Source organism: Variovorax sp. P5_A3 (genome assembly GCF_056400665.1).
In genome coordinates, this window is sequence record NZ_JBFUKW010000022.1 from 79,287 (window position 1) to 96,669 (window position 17,383).

The following is a 17,383-nucleotide window of genomic DNA, read 5'->3' on the forward strand; positions in this document are numbered from 1 at the left end:
GACTACTTCCGGCGGCCGATTCCCCAGCCGATGATGATTCCCGAGGTGTATTGGGGACGGCCTGGCTTCATACCCCGTCGCTATACTCCGCCGCATCACGTCAAACAAAGGCGTGATCGGGTTTGACAGCCTGAAGCAGCTCTGCGACGCATACCGCCGCAATCTCCGTGTATGGGGCTCGCAGCGGTTTTATCAACCGTAGCTCTGGAGGCCTGTCATGGCTCACTCTACCGGCGCAGCCGCGCCTTTCCCGATCGTTCCGCCCGCCCGCAACGACCGCGCCGCCCAATCCGCGCAAGCCACCGCACAAATCGCCGCATTGAGGGAGGCGTATCACGCCGCCGCATGCGTTCACGACCTGATTCTTCAGGTGCAGAGCTTGCCCAGGGACAAGCGCCATATCGACTCCAAGGAGGTCGAAGCGCTCATCAACTTCATCGCCGCCGAGTGCGAGCGTCGCGCGGAGGCCGGCAAGGCCACCATCGCATCGATGCTCGTGCCACCGAAGCCCTGAACGAGCGGCGAGATCGCCCGATCTCGCCTCGTCAGAATCTGTACGAGGCGAAGATGCCGTAGATGTTCTGCGACTTGTCCTCCGTGATCGGACTGTCCTTGGCGTCGCCTTGCAACCACGCGGCCGTGACGTTGGCGCCAACGCTCCACTGTGCATTCAGCAAATACAGGGCGCCAAGCGAGAAGCGGATGGTGTTGACGCCGCTTCCAGCCGCGTACGGGGCAACACCGGCGATGAGGCTCTGGCTGGGGTTGATGCCGAAGAAGGTCTGGGCGTACTTGCCGTTCGCCCAGGTGATGCCGGGACCGGCCGTCAAGATGAGCCGTTCACTCGCCTGGTACTTGCCTTCGAGGTCGACCGCAAATCGGGTCCCCTGGTCGTTGCCTCCGATGTCGGAAACGAGAAAACCGCGAACGGTCAGCCAGTCGAGCGTGTAGGCAGCGAATACGCTGCCGAGCGCTGTCTGGGAGATATCGCCCCAGCCACGGAGGATCGGCGCGTCGGACGCCTTCCGCGGCTTCGTGAGTTCGCCGCCCAAGGCGACACCGAAGCGCCAGTTGTCGTTCTGAATGAGATTGACGCCCACGCCAAAAGGGAAACCGGCCCCCGGCGTGCCTCCGATGAAATAGCGTCCGAAGTTGGCGCTTACGAGGGGCACCGCCACGACCTGCGTATCGCCGCTGCCAGGATATTTGGGGCGACTGAAGGCTCCCAGCCCCGCGGAAAAACGCCAGCTGTCGTCCGTCGCTTGCTCCAGGCGTGCCTGGGCCAGCGCGTCTGGCGCAGTGAACACGGCGGGCAGCATCGCGGCTGCAAGGATGAGGTGCGCGCCATGTTTGCGGGTGTGACTCATGCGAAACGTCTCCGAGTAAATGAGGAAGTCAATTCAGCCGACCGAAATTAGATAGCCAGTTTGTCATCGATTGCAACACTATCAAACAATGGCGAGCTGCATCAGCCGAAGCGCGGGCATCGTCTACGCACTGCCCTTTCGGGCAAGCGCTTTGCCCCAAAGCTGTTGGCGGCTCCACTTTAGCGGCAGGAAGATCGGCCTCCTTCCGGGCGAGGGCGTCCACGTCCAGCGCGACGACTCAACGATTTCTCATGCTTTCTGAGGAGACACCCATGACGCAATCTCGATGTTTCATAAGTGTGCTGGTGCTCGCTGCCACCCTTTCGCTGGCCCCGGGCGCGAATGCCCAGCCACCCGCGCCCGCGAGCAAGGCGGCCAGGCCGGCACCCGAACTCGAAGCCAAGGCCATGGACCTGTTGCGCGCAATGGGCGCGAGCCTGACGGCGGCCAAGTCGATGTCTTTCACCGCCGTCACCACCTATGAGAGCCCGAGCCGTGTCGGGCCTTCACTGGCCTACGCAACCGCCTCCGAGGTGCTGTTGCAACGGCCCGACAGGCTGCGCGTCGTCACCCTGGGCGATGGCCCGCCCTCCGAGTACTACTACGACGGCAAGACCCTGACGGCCTTCGCGCCGGCAGAGAACCTGGTGGCCGTGACAGCAGCGCCGCCCACCATCGACGCCATGCTCAAGCAGGCTTTCGACAAGGCAGCGATCTACTTTCCGTTTGCAGATGTCGTCGGCGCGGACCCCTTCAAGTCCATCACCGAGGGCCTGACGAAGGCCTTCTACATCGGTCAGTCCAAGGTCGTCGGCGGCACGACCACCGAGATGGTCGCGGTCGCCAGCGACACGATGTTCATGCAGATCTGGATCGGTGCCGACGACAAGCTGCCGCGCAAGATGCGCGCGGTCTTCCGAGGCGATCCGCTGCAGTTGCGGCACCAGGTGGAGTTGTCGAACTGGAAGCTCGACCCGGTCATCGCCGCCGAAGCCTTCGCGGCGATGAACGCGGCCAACGCGAAGAAGATCGACTTCGCCGCGCCGAAGCCGCCTTCGGGCGCGAAGAAAAGCGCCAAGCCCTCGGCGGCCTCCGCCAAAACGCAATAAGGAGTCGGAACCATGAAGACGCCCAAGGCCCTCCTCCCTGTACTTCCCCTTCTGGCCTGCCTGCTGGCGACGGCCGGGTTCCACGCACCCGCCGCCGCCTGGGCCACGGCCAACCGCTTCGGCGGCCACACGGAAGGCGGCTTCGACAGCGCGACCCACACCAATCGCTGGGGCGGCAGCACCACCGCGGTCGGCGGCATGGGCGCGGTGCACACCACGCCCGGTGGCTACAGCGCCTACCACCCGCCCGCGTATGGCGCTGCCGGCTATGCGCCGTACCACGCGCCCGTCGCAGTGCCGTACTACCACTCCGGCTGCTACAACTGCGCCGGCGCCGTGGCCGCCGGTGCGGTCGTCGGCGTGGCGGCGGGCGCGGCGATCGCGACTGCAGCGCGCCCCGCGGCGGTGGTGTATCCGATGGGCGTCAGCTATGCGACGGTCCCGGCCGGTGCGGTCATGGTGGACCGCTACGGCGTCAACTACTACCAGGTGGGAACGACCTGGTTCAGGCCTTACTACGGCGCCAACGGGGTTTACTACAGCGTCGTGCCGGCGCCCTGAAGTCGCCCCGCGCTTGTCCAACGCGGATCTGCGCAGAGCCTCCGCGAGGCGGCCCCAATGTCGTGTTCGAATCCCGACCTGGTCTGACGAACTGCCTATCGGTGACGCCCTCGAGAGACTGCTATACGGCATCCATCGCGTCCGCTGAGCGGCGGGTTCGGCCGGCCCAGTGCTTCGTTCGAAATTCAGGATTGCCTGACCCAAAGCTGCCGTTGAGAAGTGCAAACGCAAGCGCTGAATCGCCGGCTTCAGCTGATCGAGACGCAGTCAGGCGCGGCTCGGATCGACGCGCGGCCATCCGATCAGCTCGACCCGGCTCCTGGCGAGAGGGTGCGCTCCGCCTGGTCCGCAGTCACGACGCTCACGGGCACGCCGAACCGCTCGATGCGGTGGGCAAGGTCGAGGTGCAACCACCGTGAGATCCGCTCTGGCAGCGTCGAGACGATAACCTCGTCGTACTTCTCGCGCTCGAGCGTCTGGCGCACGGCCTCGTACGGGTCGGTGGCCCCGACGATCCCTTGCACATGGGAGCCCGCGGCCGTGTCGAGCAGCGGAATCGCGAGCTCGAGCGTGATGGCCGCCTCCTCGGTGTCCGGGTCCCAATACGGCCGAGGAACCAAGAGCGTGAACTTGCACGGCTCGCGTGCGGCCCGCTCGGCGACCGCGGCGAGCAGCTTGGGCGAGGCCGCGGTCCGGTGCGCCACGATGAGGATGCGCCGGTCACTCATGATGTGAGCATTGCACCATGGAACTGCTCCGCACCGGGCGCATTGTTAGCTCTGAGGTATGGATTGAGCCAACCGATGACCTTTGGCCGTGGCCGCGCTCGCGTGAGTGACCCCAGAGCGAACCTCAATGGCAGTCCGACGGACAAGTTGCGTTGAGTGATCACGGGTCTCCAGCTCTTGGCCGCTCTCAACTCTCATCGAGACCACACCGTGTCAAGTGAAACAGCCTGCTGAGCGCTACGGCTGACACCCTCGGGATGGTCAGCAACATGGTAGTCCTGTCATCCGCTTGGCGCAACCGAGGGAGCCGAGCTGCCGGACAGCTGTTCGCGCTCAGATTCGCGTCACCATTTCCGTGGTCCGACCTGGTCTGACGAGCTGCCTATCGGTGACGCCTTCGAGAGACTGCTATACGGCATCCATCGCGTCCGCTGAGCGGCGGGTTCGGGGCCCTAAGGGGACATATGAAGTTTCGGAAAGCGGTCGTTCATTGTGGCCGTCAGCGCGCATCGTTGGCTGAGTTCCAGCGCCTGCTTATGGTCTGGCAGTAGACCTCCTCGGGTCGTTCAAATGAGACGACTGCGAGCAAGGCCGGCTCAATGCGGCGGCACGGGCGGGAACTTCGCAGCAGCCAGCCGGTTCTGGACCGCGAGCGCGGCCGCCTTCAGGTCGAGGAGATGGCGCTTCACAATGTCCTGCTCGGTGGCGACTGCGGGCAGCCAGGCGCAACTGATGCAACCCACCACCACGCCCTCAAGCTGGATCGGCACCGAGATGGCGCCGAAGCGCTCCGGCGAGTCCAGGCTCGTTGGGCTCGGATCGCGCGAGGCATAGCCTTGCGCCCGGTAGCGGGCTGCCCAGTCCTGGCTGCCGTGCGACTTCAGCGCGGCGCGGTCGACCTCGTACGGTGATCGTGCGAGCGACGCCAGCAGCCTGCGGCGCTCGGTCTCCGGGCAGAAAGCCAGGTAGCAACGACCCAGGGAGGACAGCAGCAGTCGCGGACGAAAGCCGAGCACCCGGTAGTTCACCGCAAGGCCATTTATCGGCCGGTGCGTGTCGAGTATGAGCATCGCCAGCCCGTCCCGGACCGCGAGATCGATCGGCCAGGGAACAACCCGCTGCAGTTGCTCGCGTGGCTGCGTGGCCAGAGAGGACATGCGTGCGCGCCATTCCACTGCCAGCCCCGATTCGCCGGCGCTGGCCGTCGGCACATAGCGGTTCTCCACCTCGTTGCGCTCGATCCATCCGGCCTCCTGCAGGGTTTTCAGGATCCGCAGGAGCGTGGCCTTTGACAGCGAAGTCTGCCGGTGCAGGTCTGCCAGCGTGGCAGCGGACGACTGCTGAACGGACCACAGCACATCGAGCCCGCGACGCAGCGCGGTGATCGACTTCACGCCGGGCGCGGGCCCGGAACTGCGGAAGGCATCGCGGCGCGACTGGTTCATCAGGTGAAATTATATCTGGCGACTGCGGACACCGGCTCTCAGAATTTGCTGGCTTCCTTCATCCATCCATAGAGGCCCCGGCCCGAGGACACACGTCATGAAAACACTTCGACGACAGCTGGCGCTCGGCGCCATCGCGCTCGCCTGCTGCCTCGCCTTCACGCCGGCTGGCGCCCAGGCAGCCTACCCGACCAAGCCGATCTCGATCGTCGTGTCCTACCCGCCCGGCAGCGACACCGACTCGATCGCCCGCACGCTCGCCGAACGGCTGTCGCAACGCCTGAACCAGGCGGTGATCGTGGACAACAAGCCGGGCGCGGGCGGCACGCTCGGCAACGGCTTCGTCGGCCGTGCCGCGCCCGACGGCTACACGCTGCTCTTCACGCCCAACCCGTTCACCACCGCGCCAATGGTCATGCGGCTGTCGCCCGCGGCCAGCTACGACGTGCTCCACGGCTTCGAGCCGATCATCCAGATCGCCACCCAGCCCCTGGTGCTGGTGGCCAATCCCGGCATCGGCGCGAAATCGGTCCCGGAAATGATCGCGCTGGCCAAGTCCGGAAAGAATCTCACCTATGCCACACCCGGTGCTGGTTCGCCGATGCACATCGTGGGCGAATGGCTCAACCGTGCCGCTGGCGTGAAGATCACCCACGTGCCCTACCGCGGCGTCGCGCCGTCGGTCAACGACGTCGTGGCCGGCCATGTCGACACCGCCTGGGTCACGCTCGGTGTGGTGAGCCAGTACACCAGCCAGCAACGGCTGATCCCGCTGGCGATCGGCGATGCGCATCGCTCGACGCTCGCGCCCAACGTGCCCACGCTTGTCGAGGCCGGCTACAAGGACGTGGTCGTCGGCGCCTGGAACGGCTTCTTCGCGCCCAAGGACACGCCGGCAGAAGTCGTGCGCCTGCTCAACGGCTACCTCAACGAGATCATCAAGTCGCCCGAAGTGGTGGCCAAGCTCGCGACCTTCGGCGCCCTGCCCGTGGGCGGCGCACCCGAGGTGCTCGCCAAGACCAATGCAGCCGAGTACCAGACGATGGGCAAGCTGATCAAGGACCTCGCCATTACGGCCGACTGAGGGGCTTTCATGAGTTCATCAACGCTGGGCACTTCGGTGCCCCAGGTCAATGCCCGTGCCAAGGTCATGGGCCGTGCCCAGTACGCCGGCGACATCAAGTTGCCCGGCATGCTGCACGGAAAAGTGCTGCGCAGTCCCTATTCGCACGCCCGCATTGTGCGCATCGACGTGACGCAGGCACTCGCAATGCCCGGCGTGAAGGCGGTCGTGACGGGGGCCGACGGACCGCAGGTGCCTTGGGGCGTCCACCACAAGGAACGACTCACCCTGGCACGCGACGTGGTGCGATTCGCCGGCGAGGAGGTGGCTGCTGTCGCCGCGACCAGCGAAGAGAGCGCGCGCGATGCGCTGGACCTGATCGAGGTGGAATACGAGGAACTCCCGGCCATCCTCACTCCGGACGAGGCGCTGGACCCGGAGGCGGCCCCAGTGCATCCCGGCCGCACGGACAACATCTCGCACGAGATCAGCTTCGAACGCGGCGATGTAGACGCGGCCTTCGCGCACGCCCACCTGGTCCATGAGGCCACCTATACCACGCACTCGCAGTACCCCGGCTACATGGAGCCCATGGCTTCGGTCGCGACGGTCGACGCCGACGGTCGCCTGCAGGTGTGGACCTCGACCCAGTCCGCATTCCTGGTCCGCGCCCGCCTGGCCGCAGTGCTCGAACTGCCCGTCTCCAGGGTGCGCGTCATCCAGGCGACCACCGGCGGCGGCTTCGGCGGCAAGATCATCGAGGACGCCAACAGCCTGATCGCCGGCCTGCTTGCGCTGCGCAGCGGCAAGCCGGTGCGGCTGGTCAACAACCGGCTGGAAGACTTCCTGGCCTGTGCCACCAGCGTGCCCGAGCGCATCACGCTGAAACTCGGCATGGATCGAGATGGATGCATTGTCGCCAAGGACGTGCGCATCGTGGCCGACTGCGGCGCCTACAGCGGCCTATCGGCGGAGGTCATGCATGTCAGCGCGATGCGCAGCGACAACATGCACCGCAACGGCAACGTGCGCTCGCACGCCACCCTCGTCTACACGCACACGCCGCCGCACGGCGCCTTCCGCGGCTTCGGTGGCACGCAGATGCTGTTCGCGCTGAACAGTCATATCGACGCCATGGCGCGCAAGCTGGACCTCGACCCGCTGGACGTCCACTGCCGGAACGCGATCGAGTGCGGCGAAACCTCAGTGCACGGCTGGAAGATCGGCAGTACCGGCCTCGTGGAATGCCTCGCGCAGTGCGCCGAAGCGATCGGCTGGAGCGCCAAGCGCGGCCGCCCCTCCAGCCATGGCACGAAGCGTCGCGGCGTGGGCTTGGCTGCGGCCATGCACGTGAGCGGCAACCGCACCATCGGCGACTGGGACGGATCCACGGTGATGCTGAAGATCGACGAAGACGGCCGCGTCGTCCTGCACAGCAGCGAGGCGGACATGGGGCAGGGCGCCATGACGATGCTCTCGCAGGTCGTGGCGCACGAGCTCGACATTCCGCTCGCGCACGTGCACGTCGTCGCTCCTGACACCGACAGCTCGCCCTGGTGCATCGGCTCGCTTGCCTCGCGCGTCACGATCGCGGGCGGGAATGCCGCCATCGTGGCGGCGCGCGCCGCGCGCGAGAAGCTGCTCAAGCAGGCCGCCGCGATGCTGCAGGCGCAGGGTGCCGAGCTCGATTGCACCGGCGGCACAGTGCGCGTGCGGGGCGAGCCGCGACGTAGCCTGACACTGGCCGAGGTGGCGCGTGCCCACATCTGGAGTCATGGTGGCGGAGGTATTCAGGTCATCGGCAGCTGGGATGCAAAGACCGAGATGTTCGACAAGAAGACCCTTATGGGCAACATCGCGCCCGCCTATTCCTTTGCGGCCCAGGCGGTGGAGGTCGAGGTGGACACCGAGACAGGCCAGATCACGCTCATCGACAGCTTCCTTTCCGACGACTGCGGCAAGGCCCTTAACCCGCAGGCGGTCCATGGCCAGAGCAACGGCGCTGCGGCACAGGCCATAGGTTGGACCCTGTACGAGCGCCTCCAGTTGGAGGACGGCCGCATCGTCAACGGCAACTTCGCCGACTACACCATGCCCACGCCTGACGCCCTGCCCATGCTGCGCAGCGGCATTGTGGAATCGAACGATCCCAATGGCCCCTATGGTGCCAAAGGCGCGAGCGAGACCGCGATCTTGCCCGGCCCTGGTGCCATTGCCAATGCCGTGTTCGACGCGATCGGCGTTCGCATCACCGATCTGCCGATCACTCCCGAGAAGGTGCTATCGGCGCTGCGCGCCCGCCGGGAGCCGCACCATGTATGAGTTTGATTACCTCGAGCCTCGGACTGTCGCCGAGGCGAGTCGCGTATTGGCAGACTTGGGCGAAGACTGCCGGGTGATGGCCGGCGGCACCGCCTTGCTGTTGGCGATGCGCCAGCGCATGGTGGCGCCCTCGCAGGTAGTCTCGGTCCTGCGACTTGAACGGCTAAGTGGCATCTCCTTCGATCCGCGCGAGGGCCTGCGCATCGGCGCCCTGGTCAAGCATGCCGAGCTCGCGCATTCTGAGATCGTGCAGCGGCACTACCCCGTTCTCGCGACCATGGCCGGGCAGGTCGCCAACCCGCAGGTGCGCAACCAGGGCACCATTGGCGGCAATCTCTGCTATGCCGATCCCGCCACCGACCCGCCCGGCTGCCTGATGGCGCATAGCGCGCAAGTGGTGCTGGGCAGTGCGCGCGGAGAGCGCATCCTCTCCATCGAACAGTTCCTCGTGGACTACTACGTGACCGCGCTCGAGCCCGACGAGCTGCTGGTGGAGATCCGCGTCCCGATACTGCAGCCTGACATCCACGGCCGGTACACGCGCTTCCTGCGCACCGCGGCGGAGCACCGGCCGCTCGCCAGCGTGTCCTTGATGACGCGCCGCGAGGGCGCGCTGTGCCGCGATGCGCGGCTAGTCGTGGGGGCTTCGGTGCCCATTCCTGGGCGCCTTACGCGCGCCGAGGAATTTCTGCGCGGCAGGACGGTCACTGAGATGGTGGCCGCCGAGGCCGCGGACATAGTGGCGGCCGATATAGAGCCCATCTCGGATACGCGCGGCACCGCTGAATTCCGGCGCGCCATGGTGCGTGTCGCCTGTCGCCGAACGATCGCCGGCCTGTTCGGCCTGACTGGAGAAGAGGCATGAGTCAACACACCATCACCCTGTCCATCAACGGAGAACAACGGGAGGCGCATGTCTCAGCGCGCAGGCTGCTGGCCGACTTCCTGCGCGACGACTTGAATCTCACCGGCACCAAGCGCGGCTGCGAGACGGGCGTTTGCGGTGCTTGTTCGGTGCTGATCGACGGCGAGGTCGTGAAGTCTTGTCTGTCTCTGGCCGTGCACGCCGACGGCCGGGTCATCACCACGGTGGAAGGACTGGCACAAGGCGACCGGCTGCATCCGCTGCAGGACGCCTTCATGCGCTGCGGGGGACTGCAGTGCGGCTATTGCACCCCCGGCTTCCTGATGGCTTCGTGCGCGCTGCTAGCAAAAAATGCGGCACCGACGGAGCGCGAGGTGCGTGAGGGTCTGAACGGCAACATCTGCCGCTGCACGGGCTACAGCCAGATTGTGGAGTCGGTGCTGGACGCCGCGGAGAAGATGCATGGAAATTGAGAAAACCCTAAACATTGCCGCGCCGTGTGGGCATGTGTGGCAACTGCTGCTCGACCCCGAGGTAATGGCCGGATGCGTACCCGGCATGCAGTCGATCGAGGTGGTGAGCCCCACCGAATACAAGGCTTTGATGGCGGTGAAGATCGCCTTCGTCAGCGCCAAGTTCAAGCTCAGGACCATTATCCTCGAGCAGCGTGCACCATCCTACCTGCGCTGCGAGGGCACGGGCGAAGATGCCTCTGTCGCCAGCTCGCTCAAGCAGCAGAGCGAGATGTTCCTCGCCGAGCAACCGGATGGCAGCACCGAGCTGCGCATGAAGGTGAAGGTGCACGTGTTGGGGCGGCTGGGCAGCTTCGGCCTGAGCGTCATGAAGACCAAGGCCGACCGCATGTGGGACGAGTTCGGTCAGAAGCTGGTGGCACGGATCGAGTCGCAGCAGGACGGGCCGGACGGGACCGGCTCGCCAGGAGCGGCGCCGGACCCGGCCACCATGCCTGCGCCCATGTCGGCGTCGGAGCCGGCGCCAGCGACCGCCCTCGTGTCGTCATCGACCTTCGACCAGAGGCCGCACGTCACCATGGCCGAAGCAGTACCGTTGAAGCTGGAGAAGATCGGCTGGTGGCCGCGCCTGCTCGGTTCGCTCTCGAAGCGCAGTGCCGCGCCAGGCGAGCGCCACATCCGCATCGAGCTGATGCGCGAGGGCGCGGCGATCACCGTCCACTGGCCGCTGGAAGCCGCGCGCGAATGCGCCGCGCTCCTGGGCGACTGCCTGCATCCCGCGTCGAAGGAATGACGATGGACACGCCACGCGGCCATCGCACAGTCCAGACCGCCTCCCACTGGGGCGTCTACAACGTGGAGATCGATCCGCGCGGCCAGATCGTGCGCACCACGCCCTTCAAGTCCGATCCCCATCCGTCGAGCTACATGGCGTCCCTGCCGGAGACCGTTCGCAGCTCGCTGCGCATCGACCAGCCCTACGTTCGCGCGGGCTACCTCCGCGGGAAGACGAAGAAGCGCGGCGGCGAGCCCTTCGTTCCCGTGGGCTGGGACGAGGCGCTGGACCTCATCGCCGGCGAGCTGCAGAGAGTGAAGACGCAGTTCGGCAACGAGGCGATCTACGGCGGCTCCTACGGATGGGCCAGCGCTGGGCGCCTCCACCATTCCCCCAGCGTGCTCAAGCGCTTCCTCGGCCTGCATGGCGGCTATGTCGACAAGCGCGGCAACCACAGCTTCGGTGCGGCCCTGCAGATCGCGCCTTACATTCTCGGCCGCTCGGACATCACGGAAATGGTCGTCCCGTGGGTGGACTTGGTCGCCTCGGCCGAGCTGGTGGTGATGTTCGGCGGAGCCTCGCTCAAGAACGCGCAGATCGATCCCGGCGGCGCCGTGGAGCACGAGAACCCGGAGGGATTCCGGCGCGCGGCCGCGGCTGGCATCCGGTTCGTCAATATCAGCCCCTTGCGCCACGATTTGCCTGAGTACCTGAAGGCCGAGTGGATCCCGCTTCGACCGAACACCGACGTCGCCCTTATGCTGGGCGTCGCCCACACCCTCGAGCAGGAGGGCCTATGTGACAGGGATTTTCTCGCGAAGTACTGCGAAGGCTACGCGCACTTCCAGGCCTATCTTTTGGGCCGTGAGGACGGACAGCCCAAGGATGCGCGCTGGGCGAGCCGCATTACAGAGGTGCCGGTCGAGCTGATCGAAGGACTGGCTCGAACGATGGCCGGCTCGCGCACCCTCGTCACCACGAGCTGGTCGATCCAGCGCGCCGATCACGGGGAGCAGCCGGTCTGGATGACGATCACGCTGGCGGCCATGCTTGGCCAGATCGGGCTACCGGGACGCGGCTTCAGCCTCGGATTCGGGGCGATCAACGGCACGACCAGGCCGCACCACGACGACCTTCCGCGCCCGACCTTGCCATTGGGTCCCAATGCCATCAAGGCCTACGTGCCGGTCGGCCGCGTGGCCGACATGCTGCTGCGTCCGGGCGAGACGATCGAGTACGACGGCAAGACCATCACCTACCCGAAGATCAGGCTGCTGTACTCGATTGGGGGAAATCCCTTCCATCACAACGGCAACCTCAACCGCTTCCTCGAGGCCTGGCAACAGCCTGAGACGGTAATCGTCCACGAGCCATGGTGGAACCCGCCGGCCAAGCATGCGGACATCGTGCTCCCGGCCACCACCACGATGGAGCGCAACGACATCCTCGCGCAGGAGTACACGCCCTTCTGGATCGCGATGAAGCAGGTGATCGAGCCCGTGGGGGAGGCGCGCAACGATTTCGACATCATGGCCAACCTGGCCAACCGCCTGGGCTTCGGCCATGCCTACACCGAGGGGCGTGACGAGTTGGGCTGGTTGAAGCACATGTACGAAGGCGCGCGTGCGCGTGCGCAGGCGCTCGGCTTCGAGCCGCCGGAATTCCGGGACTTCTGGGAGGCCGGGATGTACGAGTTTCCTTCGCCGTCCGAGTGCCAGGTCCTGCTCGGGGACTTCCGGCGCGATCCCGTCAAGCATGCCCTGGCGACCCCTTCTGGGCGGATCGAGATCTTCTCGGGCACCATCGCCGGTTACGGCTACGCGGATTGCCCGCCGCATCCGGCGTGGCTGGCGCCGGCCGAGTGGCTAGGGTCGACGGCCGTGGCGCAATATCCGCTGCACCTCCTGTCGAACCAACCCGCCGTGCGGCTGCACAGCCAGCATGACCACGCGCCCCTCAGCCGCAAGAGCAAGATGTCCGGGCGTGAGGCGCTGGCGATGCATCCGGCCGATGCCACCTTGCGTGGGCTCGTGCAAGGCGACGTGGTGCGCGTCTTCAACGAGCGAGGCGCATTCCTCGCGGGGCTGGTCGTAACCGACGCGCTACGTACGGGTGTCGTCCAGATCTCAACCGGTGCGTGGTACGACCCGGCCGAAGGCGGCCAGCCCGGCAGCCTCGAGAAGCACGGCAATCCGAATGTCGTGACGATGGACCGCGGCACCTCTCAGCTCGCCCAGTCGACCATGGTGCAGACGGTGCTGGTGCAGGTTGAGAAGTGCGACGAGCCGCCCGAGGTCAGCGCCTTTGATCCTCCGGTCTTCACCGATCACTGACGCAGCGGCCTGCCCCCGTTCGCTAGCGCAATTGGCTCTCGTTAGTCCAAGCAGGTGACAGGACCATGCAGAGTCCATCCCTGCTCGGGCCACTCCATCATGGATCAACTCAATGTTCGTTGCGTTGTCGTTTCCCATGGTAGGACTGCTATTGGGCCGGTTGCGATCTGTCGATCCGGGCTCCTATGCGCCTGCGCAACTGCCTGACGTTCGAAGACCTTGTTAGGCTTGGGAGCCAGCGACAGAGCCGTGCCAATTGGCCAACTGGTAAGGCCGACGCTACTTTAGTTTGATGCCTTGCGCCGCCATGGCCCGCTCCTGTTTGGCGTGATTTGACAGGTACTCAGCGTGCTGCGCTTCCGTGCGTTGGCTGCCCAGCGTGGCGAAATGCTCGCGCAGCTTTTCGGCGGCTAGGTCAGCGCCGTAAGACGGCGTTCCGGGCTGCTGTCGCCATGACTCACGCAGGCTGCCATCGTCGACAGCGTCGAAGCCTAGTTCCTCAACCAGAAGCATCACTTTTCGTTTGGCTGCCTCATCGTCGCCAGCCACCGGCAGAGAGATCCGGCCGGGCGTGCCGGCGGGAAGGCCCTTGTTTTGGAGATGGTCGGCGTAGATGTTGTTGAACACCTTCACCACGGGGCGCCCTAAGTGCTGCTGCACCCATTCGCTTTCAGTGAGGTCGCCGGTTTCCAGCTCCGGTATCTGGCCGTCGCGCAGCAAGGGGTAGTAGTTGCTCGTGTCGATGACAGGTACGTCGGCTGCAACGCCCGCGAACAGGTCTTTGGGCAGGTCGGGGATGTTTTTCAGCGGGATGGTAACCACGATGATCTCGCCGTGGGAGGCCGCTTCCCGAACAGTCACCGGCTTGGCGCCGGTTTTTTGACCGACATCTTTCAGGGTTTCGGGGCCGCGGGAGTTGGCGATGTAAACGGAGTGGCCGAGGCTGCCGAGACGCACGGCAAGAGCACTGCCGATGTGACCTGCCCCGATGATTCCAATGTTCATGATGCGTAGTTTCTATCAAGGTTGCACCGCGACGAATTGTCGCTATAGGTAGCTAAGCAGCTACGCGGCGAATACGCAGTTCCGCTATCGACCGAACGGAAAGTATCCAGCGAACCCAGCGGAGCGTCATGTTTGGGAACAGAATCCCTACACAGCAAGCGGTAAGCCTGCGACGTCCATCCCTCCGCCGCACGTAAAGACCAAAAAATGCCAAGGCGCTTCAGGATCGCCGATAAACCGTGAGCTAGGACGCCCATGCGTCGCATGGTTAGGACCTCTGTTGCAGACCACGTTGAACGGCAGGTGGGCAGTGCGGAAGCGGTCCTACGAGCGTATCGTGCGAAAGACGGCTTGTGGCCGCTCCCGGCTCTAGCCGCCACCGGCTGCTTCCGCCCCGTCGTTCGGGTGTTGGGATCGCCTCCGAATTCACAGGTGGCCCCGACTTTCGGCCAGCCTCGCCGGAACCTGTCAACGCCCGCGGCGAACCGTGTTTGGCAGGCAACCGAACTCACGCTTGAATGCGCGGCTGAAATGCGACATGTCCCTGAAGCCCGCACTGAGGGCTGCGGCCGTGATGCTGTCGACGTGCCCCTCGGAGAGCGCCCTGTAGCTCGTGATCAAGCGTTGTTGCCACAGCCACCTGATGGGGGTCGTTCCTTCCGAAGCGAAGATCCTGTTCAAGGTTCTTGGCGCGATGTTCTGCGCTTCGGCGATCGACTGCAGGTCCAGGTCGTCTTCGTGGAGATGGTCGAGGATATAGCGCTGCACCTTGGGCAGCAGGCGATGGCTGTTCTGCTGAAGATTCTCGTTTCCGGAAAGCTCCGATTCCAGCGCGGTAGCGAGGATGTCCATCGCGGCTGCCGCGAGGCGATCGCCAGCGCGATTCGCACTGCCGTCCAAGCCGCTCATCTGCCGCAGGAGTGAGCCCGCGAGGGCGCCCATCTTCGATGTGCCTGGGAGGCGGCGCGCGGTCATGTCTCGCATCCCAGGTGCCTGGGAGAGCATCAGTGCGCGAGGCACGTTGACGAGTATCGAGCGCGGCCGGTGAAAGTCCAGGCTGAAAGGCATCGTCTGGTCGTAGACGAACAGGTCCCCGGCCGACGCGCTTGCACGCCGATCGCCTTGCGCGACGTCGATGCTTCCGTGCGTGACGAGGAAAACCATGAAGTGATCACGCGGGTCCTTGCGGATCTCGGCAGGTCCCCTTGTCATTCGCACGCCGCCCTCGGCATGCATCGAGGTGTCACTCAAGGCGAGCGGTCCGAATCGCCGGCTTGCGATCCGGGCGCGAAACGCCCGCCCCGGGCTGCGCGCGCACTGAGACAGCGAGAAGTTGCTACAGGTGACGTGATGCCAGTAGTCGAATCCATCCTCCGCTTCGACGACCGACGTGTTGTCCATGCTCAGCATTGAGGCCTCCGCGAACTGCATTGCAGGCAAAAGTATTGCATAGGGCCGAGCACAAGCCACGTGCCGCCGCGCGAAACCGTGATGGCGCAGATGCCTTGTTCCGAGGCTCAAGCAGGTTGGCAAGCGAGTCCCACCGGTTGGCGCTTCGAGTCGAGAACGCTTCGACGGTCGTGCGTAGCCTCCCGTCTTTCTTTCCACTGGACCCAACATGCCAACTCCTGACGATCACCCGCTCCATCAGCTCTCCATGACCGAAGCAGCCGCGGCCATTCGCGCCGGCACGATCACCGCTTCAGACTACGCCGCCACGCTCCTGCAGCGGGCGCATGCGCTGGCGGACCTGCGCGCCTTCATCACGCTCGATGAGGCCGCCATCCTCTCGGCGGCAAGGCAGGCGGATCTCGACCGCAAGGCGGGGAAGAAGCTGGGTCCGCTTCATGGTGTCCCAATCGCCATCAAGGACAGCTTCAATACCCGCGACATGCCGACATCCCTGGGCACCAAGGTGCTAGCGGCACACCGGCCGTCGCAGGATGCATCGGTCGTTCAGTCAATGCGAGATGCCGGTGCCATCCTCTTCGGCAAGAACAACCTCGTCGAGATGTCCTATGGTCTGACAGGATTGAACGCCCACTATGGCCAGGTCCGGAATCCCTACGATCCCAACCGGGTCACGGGCGGATCATCAAGCGGCGCGGGAGCGAGCGTGGCGTCGGGGATGGTTCCCGCTGCGCTTGGCGGCGACACGGTGGGCTCGATCCGGGTGCCAGCTTCCCTGTGCGGGGTCGTCGGGTTCCGGCCTTCGACCGGCCGATGGCCAGGCGGCGGAATTGCGCCCATCTCGCATACGCTCGATACGCCTGGTCCGATGGCGCGAACGGTCGAAGACTGCGCGCTCCTGGACGCGATCGCCACCGGAGCGGCCTTGCCGGCCAAGCCGTCTGGCCAAGACCTCCGCGGCCTGCGGCTGGGGTTCGCGCCCCGGCAGCATCTCGACCTGGTCGACCCCGACGTGGAGGCGTGCTTCAGGGAAACTCTGGCGCGCCTGCGGCACGCGGGCGCCGAGATCATCGAGATCGATCTCGGCGAGGACTTCGCTTCACTCGCGCTCCAGGCGAACTGGCCGATCTTCTTCGGCGAGACGATGCCCCACATTGTTGGATACTTGGAGGAACAAGGCATCGCCACCTCGTTTGAAGAGATCTATGAAGGCCTCGGTCAGAACGTGAAGGTGCCCTGGAGCGATAGCGTGGTCGCAAGCGCACCCCGTGCCATCTCCGAGGACGTCTATCGGAGTTCCCTGAACGTCCACCGGCCTGAACTTCAGCGTAGGTACGACGAGGCCTATCGCTCGAATCGGATCGATGCGCTGCTCTTCCCCACGACGCCCACCGTGGCTCCGCTGATTGACGAGCGCGTGCCCTACTCGATTGCGGGACAAGTTTCAGATCGCGTCGCGCTGGCGAAGAACGTCTCTCCATCCAGTTGCGCAGGGATGCCGGGGATCAGTCTTCCCATCGGCCTCTCGTCAGCGGGCCTGCCCATTGGAATGGAGCTCGATGGGCTGAGAAACGATGATGCGCGGCTCCTTGACATCGCGGCTCGCGTCTCGGCGAGCATAGGGGTGATCCCAGGCCCGCGGATGTCTTGAACTTGTTTGACCACACCGGAGAGACCTCAACTCGCAAGCGATCTGCCAAGAAGCTTCGATGGCACATTCACCCAGGTTGAGCGTCCTCCTGCCGGAAAACTGGACGACGATGTCGAAGGTCCGGTTGTGGCCGCTTGCCGGCCGTCATCTTGCCGTCGAAAGTTCATACCGCGCAAATGAAGTGGTGCCCTTTTGAACGACGCTATGCAGGACAAAACCAAAGTCCTCGTAGAGACTTCGGAGCCCTTGTCGGTTCGCGACGCAGTCCAGGCGAAG

The 17,383-nt window shown here is 65.1% G+C and carries 15 protein-coding genes; 10 read left to right on the forward strand and 5 right to left on the reverse strand.

Annotated elements, in window-relative coordinates:
- Positions 1 to 217: 217 nt before the first annotated feature.
- Positions 218 to 514, forward strand: a complete 297-nt coding sequence (locus tag AC1D3B_RS27160; protein WP_478193772.1) for a hypothetical protein — start codon at positions 218 to 220, stop codon at positions 512 to 514.
- Between the two features lie 31 nt (positions 515 to 545).
- Here AC1D3B_RS27160 and AC1D3B_RS27165 read toward each other — a convergent pair whose 3' ends face one another.
- The gene (locus AC1D3B_RS27165; RefSeq protein WP_478193773.1) at positions 546 to 1,367 is read right to left on the reverse strand and encodes a MipA/OmpV family protein; all 822 of its coding nucleotides are present in this window, start codon (positions 1,365 to 1,367) and stop codon (positions 546 to 548) included.
- Positions 1,368 to 1,639: 272 nt separating this feature from the next.
- Between AC1D3B_RS27165 and AC1D3B_RS27170 the strand changes: the two genes are divergently transcribed.
- Positions 1,640 to 2,476, forward strand: a complete 837-nt coding sequence (locus tag AC1D3B_RS27170) for a DUF2092 domain-containing protein (protein ID WP_478193774.1) — start codon at positions 1,640 to 1,642, stop codon at positions 2,474 to 2,476.
- A 12-nt stretch (positions 2,477 to 2,488) separates the two neighbouring features.
- A complete protein-coding gene (locus AC1D3B_RS27175) occupies positions 2,489 to 3,037 on the forward strand; it encodes a hypothetical protein (RefSeq protein ID WP_478193775.1) in 549 nt (182 codons plus the stop codon).
- A 302-nt stretch (positions 3,038 to 3,339) separates the two neighbouring features.
- Here AC1D3B_RS27175 and AC1D3B_RS27180 read toward each other — a convergent pair whose 3' ends face one another.
- Together AC1D3B_RS27180 and AC1D3B_RS27185 are read right to left on the reverse strand one after the other, a co-directional pair.
- Positions 3,340 to 3,765, reverse strand: coding sequence for a hypothetical protein (locus AC1D3B_RS27180; protein WP_478122808.1), 426 nt, complete (start codon positions 3,763 to 3,765; stop codon positions 3,340 to 3,342).
- 596 nt (positions 3,766 to 4,361) lie between these two features.
- Positions 4,362 to 5,210, reverse strand: coding sequence for a helix-turn-helix domain-containing protein (locus AC1D3B_RS27185; RefSeq protein ID WP_478193776.1), 849 nt, complete (start codon positions 5,208 to 5,210; stop codon positions 4,362 to 4,364).
- Positions 5,211 to 5,307: 97 nt separating this feature from the next.
- Between AC1D3B_RS27185 and AC1D3B_RS27190 the strand changes: the two genes are divergently transcribed.
- The 6 genes from AC1D3B_RS27190 to AC1D3B_RS27215 are packed head-to-tail and all read left to right on the forward strand — an operon-like array spanning position 5,308 to position 13,041.
- Positions 5,308 to 6,294 (forward strand): Bug family tripartite tricarboxylate transporter substrate binding protein, encoded by a 987-nt coding sequence (locus tag AC1D3B_RS27190; RefSeq protein WP_478193777.1) that lies wholly within the window; start codon positions 5,308 to 5,310, stop codon positions 6,292 to 6,294.
- Positions 6,295 to 6,303: 9 nt separating this feature from the next.
- Complete coding sequence (locus tag AC1D3B_RS27195; RefSeq protein ID WP_478193778.1) at positions 6,304 to 8,595, forward strand: xanthine dehydrogenase family protein molybdopterin-binding subunit; 2,292 nt, start codon at positions 6,304 to 6,306, stop codon at positions 8,593 to 8,595.
- The gene (locus tag AC1D3B_RS27200) at positions 8,588 to 9,460 is read left to right on the forward strand and encodes an FAD binding domain-containing protein (RefSeq protein WP_478193779.1); all 873 of its coding nucleotides are present in this window, start codon (positions 8,588 to 8,590) and stop codon (positions 9,458 to 9,460) included. The genes AC1D3B_RS27195 and AC1D3B_RS27200 overlap by 8 nt, the downstream gene beginning before the upstream one ends.
- Complete coding sequence (locus AC1D3B_RS27205) at positions 9,457 to 9,933, forward strand: (2Fe-2S)-binding protein (protein ID WP_478193780.1); 477 nt, start codon at positions 9,457 to 9,459, stop codon at positions 9,931 to 9,933. Before AC1D3B_RS27200 ends, AC1D3B_RS27205 begins: the two co-directional genes overlap by 4 nt.
- Positions 9,923 to 10,726: a CoxG family protein gene (locus AC1D3B_RS27210; RefSeq protein WP_478193781.1), complete on the forward strand. Its 804-nt coding sequence runs from the start codon at positions 9,923 to 9,925 to the stop codon at positions 10,724 to 10,726. The genes AC1D3B_RS27205 and AC1D3B_RS27210 overlap by 11 nt, the downstream gene beginning before the upstream one ends.
- A 2-nt stretch (positions 10,727 to 10,728) precedes the next feature.
- A complete protein-coding gene (locus AC1D3B_RS27215; RefSeq protein ID WP_478193782.1) occupies positions 10,729 to 13,041 on the forward strand; it encodes a molybdopterin-dependent oxidoreductase in 2,313 nt (770 codons plus the stop codon).
- Between the two features lie 279 nt (positions 13,042 to 13,320).
- Here the strand turns inward: AC1D3B_RS27215 and AC1D3B_RS27220 are convergent, their stop codons facing one another.
- Entirely contained in the window at positions 13,321 to 14,046 is a 726-nt protein-coding gene (locus tag AC1D3B_RS27220; RefSeq protein WP_478193783.1) for an NADPH-dependent F420 reductase, read from the reverse strand.
- 468 nt (positions 14,047 to 14,514) lie between these two features.
- On the reverse strand, positions 14,515 to 15,456 hold the full coding sequence (locus AC1D3B_RS27225) for a helix-turn-helix domain-containing protein (protein WP_478193784.1): 942 nt from the start codon (positions 15,454 to 15,456) through the stop codon (positions 14,515 to 14,517).
- A gap of 208 nt (positions 15,457 to 15,664) precedes the next feature.
- Here AC1D3B_RS27225 and AC1D3B_RS27230 point away from each other — a divergent pair, with 208 nt between their 5' ends.
- A complete protein-coding gene (locus AC1D3B_RS27230; protein ID WP_478193785.1) occupies positions 15,665 to 17,107 on the forward strand; it encodes an amidase family protein in 1,443 nt (480 codons plus the stop codon).
- Positions 17,108 to 17,383 lie beyond the last annotated feature (276 nt).